Raw genomic sequence first — 13,443 nt, forward strand, 5'->3', positions numbered from 1 at the left:
CCTACGTGCGTTCGACAACCATCGCCATACCCATCCCGCCGCCAACACATAGGGCAGCCAAGCCTCGTTTCAGCTGTCGCCGCTTCATTTCGTGCAGCAAGGTGACGACAATTCGGCAGCCAGTAGAACCAACAGGGTGACCCAGCGCGATGCCGCTTCCGTTCACATTCGTTATTTCCCGAGGCAGCTCCAGCAGTTTTTCCACCGCGAGGTATTGCGCGGCAAAGGCTTCGTTTACTTCGATCAGTTCGATATCCGCGAGCGTCAGACCGGCTTTTGCCAATGCTCGCTTCACTGCTGGAACGGGCCCATATCCCATCAAATCGGGTTCTACCCCCGCTACCGCCCACGAGACAATTCTGCCGAGTGGTTCGATCCCAAGCTCTCTCGCTTTTCCTTCTTTCATCAAAACGGCTGCGGACGCACCATCGTTGAGCCCGGAGGCATTGCCTGGCGTCACTGTACCATTGTCTCGGAAACTGGGTCTTAGCTTCGCGAGACTTTCCAATGTCACTCCCCTGCGAGGGAATTCGTCTTCCGTTACGATGATTTCTTCGGTGCGTTTTTGAATAGGAACCCCGATGATTTCCTCGGCAAACAAACCACTGTCTATTGCTCGGATCGCATTCTGCTGACTGCGCAAGGCAATCTCATCCGACTCCTCACGCGTGATCCCATAAATATCGACCAAACGTTCTGCCGTTTCGCCCATCAGGATTTGATGGTGAGGGTCTGTTAACAACTCCCACATCGCATCGGTCATTTCCCCATGTGTCAATCGTTTGCCCCAGCGCGCATTTTTCAGGACATACGGGGCGTTGCTCATGCTCTCAACGCCGCCTGCCAATACGATTTCACTGTCGCCTAAAAGGATTTGGGAAGCGCCGCTCACAATCGCTTGCATGCCGGAAGCACATTGACGTTGAATCGTGAAGCCCGTCACTTCTTTCCCCAACCCTGCGTCCAATGCTGCCACTCGCGCTATGTTTGGCTCGTCTGTACGCTGAATGCAATTCCCTAAAATGACTTCATTGATCTGAGAAGCTTCCAGGCCAGACCGAGCCATGACGCCACGAATGACGGTTTCTGCCAGCTTGCGAGCGCTTACATCTTTCAGGACGCCACCAAACGTACCGATTGGCGTACGTCCAGCAGCAGCAATGACAACCTGCTCCATTGATTTTCCCCTCCATTGAGTACCCTATTTTATTTATTGTCTCACACGGAAGTTACAGGGCGGTTCCCAGCGATGTTTTTCAATACAACGGTGATCCATTCGTCTTGTTGACTTTCTTTCTCTACTTGGAAGCCTGCCTGTTCAAATGTAGCGATGACAGCTTCCCGATTCCATTCGACAATACCCGAGAGAATCAAAATTCCTTCAGGTGCCATTCGCTCCGTAATCATCGGAAGCATCGCGACATTTTCATCGCCTCCGATGTTGACCAGAATGACATCCGCTCGGCCAGGCAATTGGGACTTAACTGCGTCCTCGCTCGCATCCCCGATCACAACTTGTACAGCGTGGTCAGGAAGGTGGTTATTGGTCGCATTGACGAGAACCTGATACTCGCTTTGTGGATTAATATCCACTGCCCATACAGGATGCTTGGCTCCATTCAAAGCGCAGTACAAAGAGAGAATTCCTGAGCCAGCTCCTACATCAATGACTTGCTTGCCCTCCAGATCCATTTCTTGCAAAAACAAAAGAATGTCCTGTGTTGTTCCATGATAGCCGGTTCCGAAGGCTGCCCCTGGATCGATCCATAGGATATGCCGAGCCGACTCCAGCGCTGCGGGGTCCGTCCACGTTGGTGCCACCCACCAGTCGCCTATCTTGACTTCCCGGAACTCCTCTTTCCACGATTCATTTTCTTCAGCTACGAGCTCTACTTCTTTTATGGTGACTTGTTCATTCCAGCGTTGAATGTAGGTCTTCAGGCGGTCCACATGCTCCTCTTCACGATCGTGCTGGGGTTCAAACAAATAGCCAACAAGCGGACCTTCCGTATTTTCTGCGTAATCATATCCGTTTTCCGTTGTCAGTACTTCGATTTGCGGTTCAATCCAGCCAAGCGTGTAGGAGCTGGTCAAAACCTCTGCCACAAACAAATCCTCAATCTCTGGTTCCACTAGTAATGTGTATTTGAGCCACATGCTTTCCATGATGAAAATGCTCCTTCCCTTTTGCTGTCATTCGCCCCTATTCTTGCGGACATCTATTCACTTATATGTGGATGGCAAGGATGATAGAGAACATGGTATGATAGTAGAATGGACTATCACAACCGCAGGGAGGCTTACCATGTTTGACGAATTTTTTTACCGCCGCCGCAAAAACAAGGGACTTTTCATCGTCATGATTGCCCTCATCGTTCTTGGCATCGGCATGTTCGGTATGGGTTTCCTCTATATGTTCTCGTAATTCGGAACAACATCATTATACCCTACGAACTGCGCTACACCCACTGTATCTGTCCAAACAATTGGGGCGTGAAGTTTTCTACTGTGGTTGCTTTACTTCCCCTTGTTTACTCGATTATACTTGAGAATGTATTTTTCCTGTACGTTTGATATAGAAAGAAGGTTCACTCCATGTCGCGAATTCTCATCTCCGGGTACTACGGCTTTAATAATGCCGGAGACGATGTGGTCCTGTACGGCATCATCAGCTCTCTTAAGCGGGAACAACCAAATATCTCTCTCGCCGTCTTGTCTAATCAGCCTGATCGGACTGCGGAATTGTTCGGGATTGAAGCCTATAACCGCTGGAGCTTTGGAACCATCGTCCGCGAGCTTTCGCGAAGTGACATGCTGGTGATGGGCGGCGGTACACTGATGCAGGATGTAACCAGTCCGCGCAGTGTCCTCTACTATTTGGGCATCGTCACCATTGCCAAGCTTTTAGGTAAACCCGTGGTCTTTTACGCACAAGGGTTTGGACCCATCCTCAAATCGCTCAGTCGCACGATGATTAAACGCGTAGTGAATCACGTCAACATCATCACGGTTCGCGACTATGAATCTGGGGAGGACTTCAAAGCCTGCGGCGTAAAAAAAGCCCCTGTCTATATAACAGCTGACCCTGCTCTAACGATATCCCCAGACGATATTGCAGATCAACGGGGAAAAGAGCTGCTACACGGTATGTTTGATGATCCTTCCAAGCCTTTGGTCGCCATCTCTGTCCGGGACTGGAAGCAGGAACAGCAATTCAAACAGAAGATAGCCCGTGCAGCAGATTGGTTTATCATGCGCGGATGGAATGTTCTCTTCCTGCCGATGCATGTCCCTAGTGATTTGGCACCGTCCAAGGAAATCATGGACCAGATGAGCCAACCAGGAGCACGTCTTCTCGATGCGCCTGTGACTTTTCATGACATTATGTCGGTATTGAAGCAATGCAACTACGTCGTTGGTATGCGGCTTCACTCGCTCATTCTTGCGTGCATGCTGCGAATCCCTTTTATCGGCATCTCCTACGATCCGAAAATCGATCGATTCGTCGAACGCGCTGGAATGCCTAATGCTGGTCATATTACTGAACTCGATGAAACTACACTTTTGACCTTGCTCGCTGAAAAACTGGACAACCTCGATCACGAAATTGATGTGGTGACGAAACATTCCCATCTGTTAGCGATTGAAGCTTCCAAAAGCAGTGAACTTGTTCTGCAGGCGCTGCGTAAATAAGGCTGACCTGGAAAGGAGGACATCATGTCCTTTTCTTCACAAGTGTTACTTGGTTTAAATCGATTATTTCCTCTCCCCGTCCACCCTTTCAACCTGGCAAACAACGGGGAAATGAGCTATACCGAATGGCAATTTCAAAAAGGGGATCAAACCATTCAGTTTTTCCTCCCCTTCCATTCACAGGAGCAAATGTTCCGTGACAAAACGGTTTTGGACATCGGCTGTGGCGGCGGGGGAAAAACCTGCTATTATGCCACCTATGGCCCCAAAAAAATGATCGGCATCGACATCGTCCCCCACTACGCGGAGGAAGGAAATGAATTCGCGAAGAAAAAAGGACTGGATCATCTCGTCTCCTTCATGACTGGTGATGCCGCGAGAATGGACTTCCCGGACAACACGTTCGATACGATCATCATGAATGACGCGATGGAGCACGTTGGGGAACCGGAAAAGACGCTGGAGGAATGCTTTCGGGTATTGAAGCCTGGCGGGCATCTCTACATCAATTTTCCGCCGTATTATCATCCATACGGTGCCCATTTGTCTGATGCGATCGGCATTCCTTGGGTGCATGCTCTCTTCTCGGAGCAAGCCTTGATTGATGCCTATAAAAAGCTAGTCCGCGACTTGCCAGACGGTTCTGACCGAATTGCTTTTCGCTTCGACAAGCTTCCTGATGGCAGAGATACGATCTCGTACATCAATCGCATGACAATCAAACGGTTTCGAAAAATTCAACAAGGTGTGGTGCAGCCTGCTGTTTACCAGCGAGAGATTCCGTTGCGCAATCAGTTGCAGTCCTTGGCGAAATTGCCTGCTACCCGTGAATTTTTCGTCAAAATGGTCGTATGTGTTTATCAAAAAGCAAAATAGAATAGATCACATAAAACCCCTTCCTCCGTTTATGGAGAAAGGGGTTTTTCGATTTTATCAATCGTTATTCGTTTTCGACTTTAACGAGGAAGCCTGCTTCTTCCGAATGAATTGGATAAAGGCGCGCAGCTTGTTTCCGCCTGGCAGCCAGTCCAGCTCCTTATCCTCAATGAGTGGAATGAGGATCAGCAGTCCCAAGTAAACAACGAGTCCTACACCAACTCCAGCGACGGTCTCTATCGCTCCCAAAATGCGCACTGGTTCTCTTCCCCTGAACAGGAAATCAACTGCCTCTGTTGCTCCCCAAGCCAGAATCAGCACGAGGTTAGCCACTAGTAACGGATAAATGGTATCAAAGCGCCAATTTATCGGAATCGTTACGTAACGGTTGATGACGCGCATATTCAGCACGCAGACAAATGCAGTAGCAACCAGCCATGACAGGGACAAGCCGTCCATACCGAACATCGAGGTAAACACGAGTGTCGCCAGCACTTTTACAATGACACCATACAGCAGATGACGCGCAGGGATTTTTTCTTTGCCGATGCCTTGCAAAATACCGTTTGTCGCAAGCAACAAGGAAAGCGGAATCGCTGTGATGCCTAAAATCGCCATTGCACGCGTACCTTCCATATCACCATACAACGCCAGATTCGCCCCTTCAGCTACAGCTGTCAGTCCCAGACCGGCAGGTAGACCGATTAGCCAAGCAAAACGTAATGAGAGCTTGGTCAAGGTCGTAATCCGTTCCTGATCCTTTTGTCTGATTGCTTCCGCGATGGCAGGAACGATCGAGAGGGCAATCGACGATCCGAACAAGCTCGCCATTTGCAGAAGGGGTCCTCCCCTGCTGTAAATGCCAAACCACGTATCCGCCGTCAAGCCGTCCACATTCCATATGTAGCGGAAGATGTTAATCGCCAGGAAGGAATCCGTCAGGCTGAAAATCGGAATAACCAAGGCGCTTACACAAATCGGCCAGGCAATTCGCCACATCGAGACGAAGAAGGCACGATCATACCACCAAGTAAGGCGCCCCCACTCTGCTCCGGTAAATACGGAATTTTTCCGGTTGTGGAGCCACATGAGCAACGCTAGAAACCCGAGGCTTAAAAACGTACTAATCATCGTACCGAAGTTGACTCCGGTAATTACGGTATCCGTATCTTCGCCAAGTGACACGAGATACAGGGAAGCTACCAAAATAAATACGACACGCAACGTCTGCTCCACAATTTGCGAGAGCCCGACAAACAGCATTTTTTGATGGCCGTAGAAAAAGCCGCGAATAACCGCAATCAAGGGAACGAACAGCAGCGACATGGAAATCGCCCGAATCGGCTCAATCAAATGCGGATTCCCCATGAGCTTTGCGATGAGTGGAGAGCTGGCGTACAGGAGCGCAAACAAGACAAGTCCGATGGCGCCCATCATGACCATGCTACGGGCCAAAATTTGTCCAATTGTGCCTTGTTTTCCTTCAGCCAATGCCTCTGCAATCACCCTCGACAACGCTACTGGCACACCTGCTGTCGCCAATATGAGAAAGGTCAGGTAGAGAGGATATACTTCCTGATAGAGTCCGAGACCTCTGTCGCCCACTATCTCCTGAAGCGGAATCCGATAGAACATCCCGATAACTTTTGACAAAATCCCCGCTATGGCTAAGATCAACGCTCCCGCGAGAAAATGACTTTTTTTCAACATGGGTAACTCCTTTATTGGTCTCTTTGACTGGATACCCGTGGGGCACCCAATCGACATGAACCCACTCTCTATCCTACTATCATTTCCTTCTTCCAGCAAACAGGTATATCGATGGAATTTCGCAGGAATACTGGTGAAAAACAGATTCCATTGATTTTTGTGAATAACGTCTCGACGTTTTTCATTAGACAGAATGTGACCGCTTGCGGTCTGCAAATGAACGGTTATGGGCGTTCATTTGCATCGTCTGCCTGTGTGATCTGTGAGTAGGAGGGGATATTATGCCCACAACCGGATTTTTGATCCGCCATGTACAGTGGCCGTTAATGGAGGCTTTGAAAGGAAATCGCATCCGTCCTTACATGAAAGAATTGCAAGCAGCCGAGCATCTCTCTGCTGAGGCGCTTAACGTGCAGCAGCGAGAAAAGCTGGTGAAGCTACTCGATCATGCGACACAAAACGTACCAGCCTATACTGCCTTCGCCCCAGATTGGAGCAAAATGCGCGAGATGCCTGAACGTTTTTTGCAGCGTATTCCTGTTCTGACCAAAACACACTTTCGGCAAAACGCTGATCAATATATGAGCCAAGGCCTACAAACCAAAAGCCTCATTGCAAATCGTACGGGAGGCTCCACAGGTGAACCTACCCATTTTTATCTCGATCGTCTAACTGTCGAGCGGTATGAAGCTGCTCGCTGGTTGGGGCTATCCTGGTACGGCATTCGCATAGGTGACCCATGTGTGATGATCTGGGGCTCTCCCCTCGAATTAGACGCCCAACAAGCTCGCCGCTACCGCTGGAAGGAACGCTGGTTGAAAAACCGCATGATGATTTCTGCCTATGAACTGGACGAAAGACATTTGGAAGCAAACGTGCGCCTCATTCGGGAATTCCGTCCAGCCTATTTATACGGGTACGCCTCCGCGCTTTATACGCTTGCCACGATGATGCGACGACGCGGCATGACACTCGGAATCCCGCTTAAAGCCGTAGTATCTACAGCGGAAAGCCTGCACGAACACCAGCGGCAAATGATTGCCCAGGCTTTTGATGCGCCTGTGGTGAATGAATACGGCGCCCGTGACGGCGGAATCATCGCCTATCAATGCAAGGCTGGGAGCATGCATGCCTTTTCCTGGAACTGTTATTTGGAGGTAGTCGATCCAATCACGCATATTCCCGTCCACAAAGGGCACCCAGGAGCACTGCTTGTCACAGACCTGCACAATACCGTCATGCCTCGCCTGCGCTACCAATTAGGAGATGTCGTCGCGCTTTCTGATTCAGCCTGCTCATGCAATCTCCCTTTTCCACTTCTTGCTTCGATCGACGGCAGAGAAGACGACATGTTCCTTTCATTAAACGGACAGTACGTGCACGGACATTATTTTAATCACATCGTGCGCAATATGGACAGCTTCCGGACATTCCAGCTCGTCCAGCATGAGCCGGAGCGACTGAGCCTTCGACTGGTGAAGGAGCCCGAACGTTTTTTGCCTGCCGATGAAGCCAAGCTTTTGGCAGGAATTCGCGCGGCATTAGGACAAGTGAGCATCCACGTTTCTTACGTGGAGACCATTCCCCCCGCAAGCTCGGGTAAGACTCGCTATGCAATCCGGGAATTCCCGCTTACGAGCGCCCTCCCGCTGGAGTAGACCGCTTGCGTACTTTTTGCATCAACTCTGACACAAGTGGCTCGCGAACCAAAATGAGCACCACGAGATATAAAAGAGCTGCACCGATAATTCCTAGCGGCAAGTACAACCAGACAGGCAATACGGATAACCATGGATCGACGAGCAAAATAGCACCGGCCATGACTCCGCAGCCTAGAATGGTTTTCCCGGCAGTCATGAGGAAATTCGCTCGTACAGGACTACCTACCGCCCTCCATAGCAGAACAAACAGCAGGAGCGCTTGACTGATAGCCGAAACTGCATTAGCCAGGGCAATTCCGCCATGACCAAGCACGGGAATGAGCAACCAGTTGGCAAGAGCATACACACCGATCCCGATCGCCCCGATAATAACGGGTGTCTTTGTGTTTTCCAGTGCATAAAAGGCGCGAGTCAGCAAGTCTCTCGAAGCTAAAAAGAAAAGTCCCACGCCATAAAACGGCAGCGCCCACGCTGTCAAAGCCACAGAACGCTCATCGAACGCGCCGCGCTCAAAAGCTAGTCGGATGATAGGCTCTGCGTATAGCGCGAGTCCAACCGTCACAGGCAACAGCAAAATGAGGAGATAGGCAAGTCCCTTTTGCAAGATTTGCTTCATCTCCGTCATTTCCCCCCGCTTGACGTGACTAGCCAACAGTGGGAATAACGGCAATGTAAACGCCCCGACAAAAATCGCCAGAGGCAATTGCATGATCTGGTTCGCATTGGCGAGAGCGGAAACGACACCCGTTCCGAGTCCTTCCGCGAAGCCTCGCTCCAAAAAGGTAGTCGCCTGGGCAACGACTGCACCAATCAAAATCGGAATGACACGCTCGCCCATGCCTTTGAGAGAAGCGTCCTCACGCCAGGCGAAGGAGAAGCGATGCTGATAGCCGAATCCGCGCAAAGTCGGAAGAATCGGCAACAGTGCAGCCAAATAACCGATTGTCGTAGCAATCGCCAATCCAATGGGACCATACATCGGAACGAGCACATACATGCTGACAATCACCAAAGCCCCATTGACTACCGTGCCAAGCGTCGGTGTAAAGAAATGCTGGTGAGCATTGCAAATACTCGACCACAGCCCTGTTAACCCGATGAATACAGCTGATGGCCACATCCATTGCAGCATGCTTGCCGTGAGTTCCAGCTTCTCACCTGTCAGGCCAAACATCGCAGCAAGCTCGTAAGAAAAAACAACCCCTAAGGCAGAGAGAGCAACGAATATACCCAAAATGATCGTGAGCATCTTCTGATACAAATCAGTCGTCCGCTCTCCTTTTTCCATCATGCCGCGCATCGTCGGAATCAGCACAGCATTGACCGCTCCCGGTATGACCAAGAACAGCGTCAGCGGAATCGTCGCCGCGATATTAAACGCATCAGCCTCCATGCCAGTACCGTACAAGCTGGATACATACACACTGCGAAAAAAGCCTAGAAGCCTTCCAACGAGAGTCAGTACGACAATCATGGAAGCGATTTTTAACAAACTCATGTCCACTTTTCTCCTATCCCTATTTGAAACCCTACGTTCCAGGCTTGGTTCTAAACCCTCAAACTACCTAGTTATCATATCTTATTTCTATCGTTCCTACCAACCTCTTTCCCCCCGGCTTGCTACCGGGTTGTCAGATTCATTATAATAGATAGGTTAATCCCTACCTGTAGGAGGACTACAATAAAAATGAGAGAAACCGTGTTGAAGTGGGGAAGCCAATCAACTACGTGGTTGTATTTGCTGTTGGCCTATCCAGTAATTGATTACGTCTTGCGACAAAAACTATCGATTCCAGTCATTTCGTCACTATGGGATGAAGGGCTGCTCATCGTCCTGATGCTGTTCACCCTTGGTTCGTTTTTCCAATCGAACCGGACGATGCCTGAAATCAAACATTGGCTTGGAGCATTTTTTATCCTGGGTATTGCCATCATGGTGTCAGACATGGCGAACTGGGAGGCAACTGTGGAAGGATTCCGCTCGGTTTACCAGTACGTCATCGCCTTTTTCATGGGCTTCTATTTATTGAAGTCAATGGATGATTTGGACAAGTTTATGAAGGGACTTGCACTAGTTGGTTTCGTAACAGCACTATACGGAGTCTATCAGGTCGTTGTTGGAGTCAAAACGCCTGAATCATGGGTGCAGGAAGGGGAAGCAGTGACAACGCGTGCATTCTCCTTCGTAACGAGCCCGAACGTATTGGGCAGCTATATGGCGTTGGTTACACCGATTGCCGCTGGTCTATTCATGACAGCTACTACTCTAAAGCAAAAATTGATTTGGGCCATTGTTGCACTGACCACCGTGCTTGCTTTGCTCTTAACCGGGTCCCGCGGTGCCTGGTTCGCTCTTGCCTTTGCCGTGTTCGTTTGCTTCTACATATGGAACAAACGAGTAGCAGGATACTTGGTAATCGCAGGGATTATCGGGATTGTAGCCCTGTTCTTCGTTCCCGATTCTGTTCCACTTGTCGGAAAAGTTAAAGATCGCATTTTCACGCTGTTTACACCTGAATACTTCGAATCTAGCAGTGAAGGTGGACGCATCGGGCGCTGGGGAAAAGCATACGACAATATGCGTATCGAGCCATTGTTCGGTGTCGGACTCGGTCATCACGGCGGAGCAGTTGCCGCTCGCCATTTCGGTACCATTTATTCAGACAGCTACTTCTTTAAAAGTTTGGCGGAATACGGTCTGATCGGGATCATCCTGTTAATCGGAACTGTAATCACCATGTTCAAGTATGGCGCCGGACTTATCCGCAACCTCCAAGGCTCGCCGCACTTTTTTGCGATACTCGGCCTATTGGGCGGATTAATCGCGGTAGCAACGCATAACCTCGTGGAAAACATTTTCGAGGTGCCGTTCATGGCCCTCTATTTCTGGCTGTTTGGCGGCTTCCTCTGCGCATTATTCGTCGACCAGACACAAAACAAAAGGTGGTGAGGGCATGCGCCGGAATCCTATTCTCGAAACGATAAACTGGGCGCTGTACGCCATTGCCCTGTTTCTCATTTACCATTTGCTCGTAAAACCTGCGTTCCTTGATTTAACGTGGATTGCTTTACTCATTTTCCTGCCACTGTTAGCCTTTTGCTATTTCGTGGTGCATCCGTCTGAACGTCGTCAAGTGCTTGTGTTTACCATCGGCTTCTTGCTCTTGGATCGGGCATTGACACGCGTAGACGTAAAAACGACTGCTGCTCTCTTGATCGGTGGGGCAATCGCCGTCATCGTGATTGCCCTGCTCGTGAAATGGTACGGGCGTCTCAACTGGCGTGCAGTCGGCTCATTGGTTCTGATCGCTCTCTTGGCGAATGTGACGTTCAACAGAGATACACTGACTGCACTGAGCAACTTTACCGTGAAATACGAATCGGAGCGTTTATACAACGGAGATTGGGTGGATTACTTCCCGATCACGCTGCATGATGTCGATGGCGATGGCAGCATGGAGATCATCACCCTTGGAAATGCGGAGGAGCTCCCACTGCCAGAAGAAATTGAAAAGCCAGAGACAGAGGAAGAGAAAAAAGCAATGGCGGAGAAGCTGCGCCATTTGCAGGCGGAACCTGTTTCTCTCTACGTCCTGACCTGGAAAAACGGCGAAATGGTGCGGATGCCGAATGATCAAATTCCGGCAGATACCATGGAGATCATCAAGGAAAAGTTGCCGACCGATTACCCGGGCTTCCCGTATTACACGATGAAAGACGGTCAATTGGTACCGAATGTACAACGCCAACCATATGCGGAAGGTATGCTGCAAATCGGTACGGCACCATATCGTGCGTTTACGCTTGATATGGAAAACATCGCAAACCTGCTGGCGGAAAATGAAGGCAGTATGGACCTGCGTCAAACTCTCGGCTCGAAATACACGGATCTGCATATCAAGGATGGCATGCTGACAGGAAACTACGATGGCAAGCCTTTTGGCGGCACGACAAAAGCAACCAAGCTGATGACCACCATGATGCTGCCAGATGGCCGCGAGGGACTCGTTGTCATGGGCGAGCACCTGAGTGTACTGTCTGTCGAGCCAGATGGCACACTGACAGAATCGTACACACTGACACGCAAACAGGCTGAATTGGCAACAGGCGAGTTCATTCCTGCCGATATCGACAACGACAAGGTCGATGAGCTGCTCGTAGCAGGCAAGCCTTCGTACATCTTGAAGCCAAAACCAGACGGCACGTGGGAGATTTTGTGGGCTAGCGGAGATCGCGACAAGAGCTTCCGCTTCTCTAACTTCGCTACCATCGGCAACAACGAAAAGCCTGAGATCATAGCCAAAGCGAAAAGCTGGGTGAGCACCACAGAGACTCGCTATTTGGCTGGTTATGACTACACGCCAGAGGGATTGGAACAAAACTGGCGCATTTACTTGCCGCTGATCAATGTCCAAATCGGAGATATCGACGGTGACAAGAAAAACGAAATCGTTGCGAACATGTTCAATACACATCGCATTCTCGTGTTCAAGCAGCACAACATTCCTGTATTCGGACTCACAATCGCACTATTCGTGGGACTCTTGGGATACGGAGTCGTAAGGAGGTTCCGCCATGCGTAAAGCTACGAAAGCATGGGCACTGCTCGCTGCCATCTGCACAGCCTCCCTGCTTGGTGGCTGCACCTATGAATCAGGGACGAAGGCTTTTGCCACCACCAATTTTGACCAGAAGCCAGATCAATCGACCACCGTCCAAACCGAGTCAGGTGCGGAGTGGCTGAAAACGGCTCTGGAAAAAGGCAAGACGGATAAAGAGGCACAGACCTACTGGTACAAGGGCCATGTAAAAAATACGATCCTCTCGCGCTCCACGACAAGCATGTTCAATGGAGCTGTCATCAACGGAAAAGGCTACAATGTGGATGCCCGCATCGCTGCCCAGCCGTATTCGTACTATCGTATTCATGACAAGCGCTACATCAAGGCTAACGAGCAGTTTGTGACCGCTCCAGATGAGCCGCTTGCCTTCGACGTATTGAAAGGCTTCGAGGACTGGCTGCCTTTCATGGACCAGGCCGTCCAATTGCCTGAGGAAAAAGTAATTGGCGTCGTCAGCGTTCCGTTCCAATTGAAAATGACAGGAGCAGAATGGCTGAAAAATAGCCAAAGCCCACTGTTTGAACCATTGAAAAAGCAATTGGGTGAACGCCCTGATCTGGATTACATCTTGAAGGAATCCACGATCAAGACAACGTTTTGGTTCGGCAAGGAAGACCGTCTGATCCACCAGTACGAGACGTGGATCATTCTGCCGCTTCCTGAGGCCGGAACGATGGACCAGCAAGTGATGTTCAACCTATTTAAATACGGTGATACGGGTGGCATTCACATCAAGGAACCGGAAGAAGTAGAAAAATATTTGCTGTACTAAAAAAGCCTGCTACCATTGCTTGGCAGCAGACTGATCGGTACGAATCAGGACCTGGCGATTATCGTCAGGTCCTTTTATTTTGAAGCAGAACAAGTATGTCTGTCACGAA

10 protein-coding genes are annotated in these 13,443 nt (G+C 49.9%); 6 read left to right on the top strand and 4 right to left on the bottom strand.

Features of this window, described 5'->3' with window-relative positions:
- Position 1: 1 nt before the first annotated feature.
- Together EL268_RS21405 and EL268_RS21410 are read right to left on the bottom strand one after the other, a co-directional pair.
- Positions 2–1,177: an acetyl-CoA C-acetyltransferase gene (locus EL268_RS21405; RefSeq protein ID WP_106657560.1), complete on the bottom strand. Its 1,176-nt coding sequence runs from the start codon at positions 1,175–1,177 to the stop codon at positions 2–4.
- A 41-nt stretch (positions 1,178–1,218) separates the two neighbouring features.
- Complete coding sequence (locus EL268_RS21410) at positions 1,219–2,166, bottom strand: 50S ribosomal protein L11 methyltransferase (protein ID WP_106657559.1); 948 nt, start codon at positions 2,164–2,166, stop codon at positions 1,219–1,221.
- 429 nt (positions 2,167–2,595) lie between these two features.
- Between EL268_RS21410 and csaB the strand changes: the two genes are divergently transcribed.
- The gene (gene csaB / locus EL268_RS21415; RefSeq protein WP_106657558.1) at positions 2,596–3,693 is read left to right on the top strand and encodes a polysaccharide pyruvyl transferase CsaB; all 1,098 of its coding nucleotides are present in this window, start codon (positions 2,596–2,598) and stop codon (positions 3,691–3,693) included.
- Between the two features lie 24 nt (positions 3,694–3,717).
- Positions 3,718–4,569 (top strand): class I SAM-dependent methyltransferase, encoded by an 852-nt coding sequence (locus tag EL268_RS21420; protein ID WP_106657557.1) that lies wholly within the window; start codon positions 3,718–3,720, stop codon positions 4,567–4,569.
- Positions 4,570–4,626: 57 nt separating this feature from the next.
- Here EL268_RS21420 and EL268_RS21425 read toward each other — a convergent pair whose 3' ends face one another.
- A complete protein-coding gene (locus EL268_RS21425) occupies positions 4,627–6,279 on the bottom strand; it encodes a putative polysaccharide biosynthesis protein (RefSeq protein ID WP_106657556.1) in 1,653 nt (550 codons plus the stop codon).
- Between the two features lie 281 nt (positions 6,280–6,560).
- Between EL268_RS21425 and EL268_RS21430 the strand changes: the two genes are divergently transcribed.
- A complete protein-coding gene (locus EL268_RS21430; protein WP_106657555.1) occupies positions 6,561–7,937 on the top strand; it encodes a phenylacetate--CoA ligase family protein in 1,377 nt (458 codons plus the stop codon).
- Here the strand turns inward: EL268_RS21430 and murJ are convergent.
- Positions 7,912–9,438, bottom strand: a complete 1,527-nt coding sequence (gene murJ / locus EL268_RS21435; protein WP_106657554.1) for a murein biosynthesis integral membrane protein MurJ — start codon at positions 9,436–9,438, stop codon at positions 7,912–7,914. The two genes, EL268_RS21430 and murJ, sit on opposite strands and share 26 nt — an antisense overlap.
- A gap of 189 nt (positions 9,439–9,627) precedes the next feature.
- Here murJ and EL268_RS21440 point away from each other — a divergent pair, with 189 nt between their 5' ends.
- Genes EL268_RS21440 through EL268_RS21450 form a run of 3 tightly spaced genes read left to right on the top strand, consistent with a single transcriptional unit; the run spans position 9,628 to position 13,334 of the window.
- Positions 9,628–10,890, top strand: a complete 1,263-nt coding sequence (locus EL268_RS21440; protein ID WP_106657553.1) for an O-antigen ligase family protein — start codon at positions 9,628–9,630, stop codon at positions 10,888–10,890.
- A gap of 4 nt (positions 10,891–10,894) precedes the next feature.
- On the top strand, positions 10,895–12,523 hold the full coding sequence (locus EL268_RS21445; RefSeq protein ID WP_106657552.1) for a hypothetical protein: 1,629 nt from the start codon (positions 10,895–10,897) through the stop codon (positions 12,521–12,523).
- Positions 12,516–13,334 (top strand): hypothetical protein, encoded by an 819-nt coding sequence (locus EL268_RS21450; RefSeq protein WP_106657551.1) that lies wholly within the window; start codon positions 12,516–12,518, stop codon positions 13,332–13,334. Before EL268_RS21445 ends, EL268_RS21450 begins: the two co-directional genes overlap by 8 nt.
- Positions 13,335–13,443 lie beyond the last annotated feature (109 nt).

Origin of the sequence: Brevibacillus brevis (assembly GCF_900637055.1) — a bacterium.
GTDB classification, from domain to species: domain Bacteria; phylum Bacillota; class Bacilli; order Brevibacillales; family Brevibacillaceae; genus Brevibacillus; species Brevibacillus brevis.

What these genes read in the sequence shown, in the direction of transcription:
- murJ (WP_106657554.1), bottom strand. Translation starts at nt 9,438, where the DNA reads ATGAGTTTGTTAAAAATCGCTTCCATGATTGTCGTACTGACTCTCGTT.
- EL268_RS21445 (WP_106657552.1), top strand. Translation starts at nt 10,895, where the DNA reads ATGCGCCGGAATCCTATTCTCGAAACGATAAACTGGGCGCTGTACGCC.
- EL268_RS21430 (WP_106657555.1), top strand. Translation starts at nt 6,561, where the DNA reads ATGCCCACAACCGGATTTTTGATCCGCCATGTACAGTGGCCGTTAATG.
- EL268_RS21405 (WP_106657560.1), bottom strand. Translation starts at nt 1,177, where the DNA reads ATGGAGCAGGTTGTCATTGCTGCTGCTGGACGTACGCCAATCGGTACG.
- EL268_RS21420 (WP_106657557.1), top strand. Translation starts at nt 3,718, where the DNA reads ATGTCCTTTTCTTCACAAGTGTTACTTGGTTTAAATCGATTATTTCCT.
- EL268_RS21440 (WP_106657553.1), top strand. Translation starts at nt 9,628, where the DNA reads ATGAGAGAAACCGTGTTGAAGTGGGGAAGCCAATCAACTACGTGGTTG.
- csaB (WP_106657558.1), top strand. Translation starts at nt 2,596, where the DNA reads ATGTCGCGAATTCTCATCTCCGGGTACTACGGCTTTAATAATGCCGGA.
- EL268_RS21425 (WP_106657556.1), bottom strand. Translation starts at nt 6,279, where the DNA reads ATGTTGAAAAAAAGTCATTTTCTCGCGGGAGCGTTGATCTTAGCCATA.
- EL268_RS21410 (WP_106657559.1), bottom strand. Translation starts at nt 2,166, where the DNA reads ATGGAAAGCATGTGGCTCAAATACACATTACTAGTGGAACCAGAGATT.
- EL268_RS21450 (WP_106657551.1), top strand. Translation starts at nt 12,516, where the DNA reads ATGCGTAAAGCTACGAAAGCATGGGCACTGCTCGCTGCCATCTGCACA.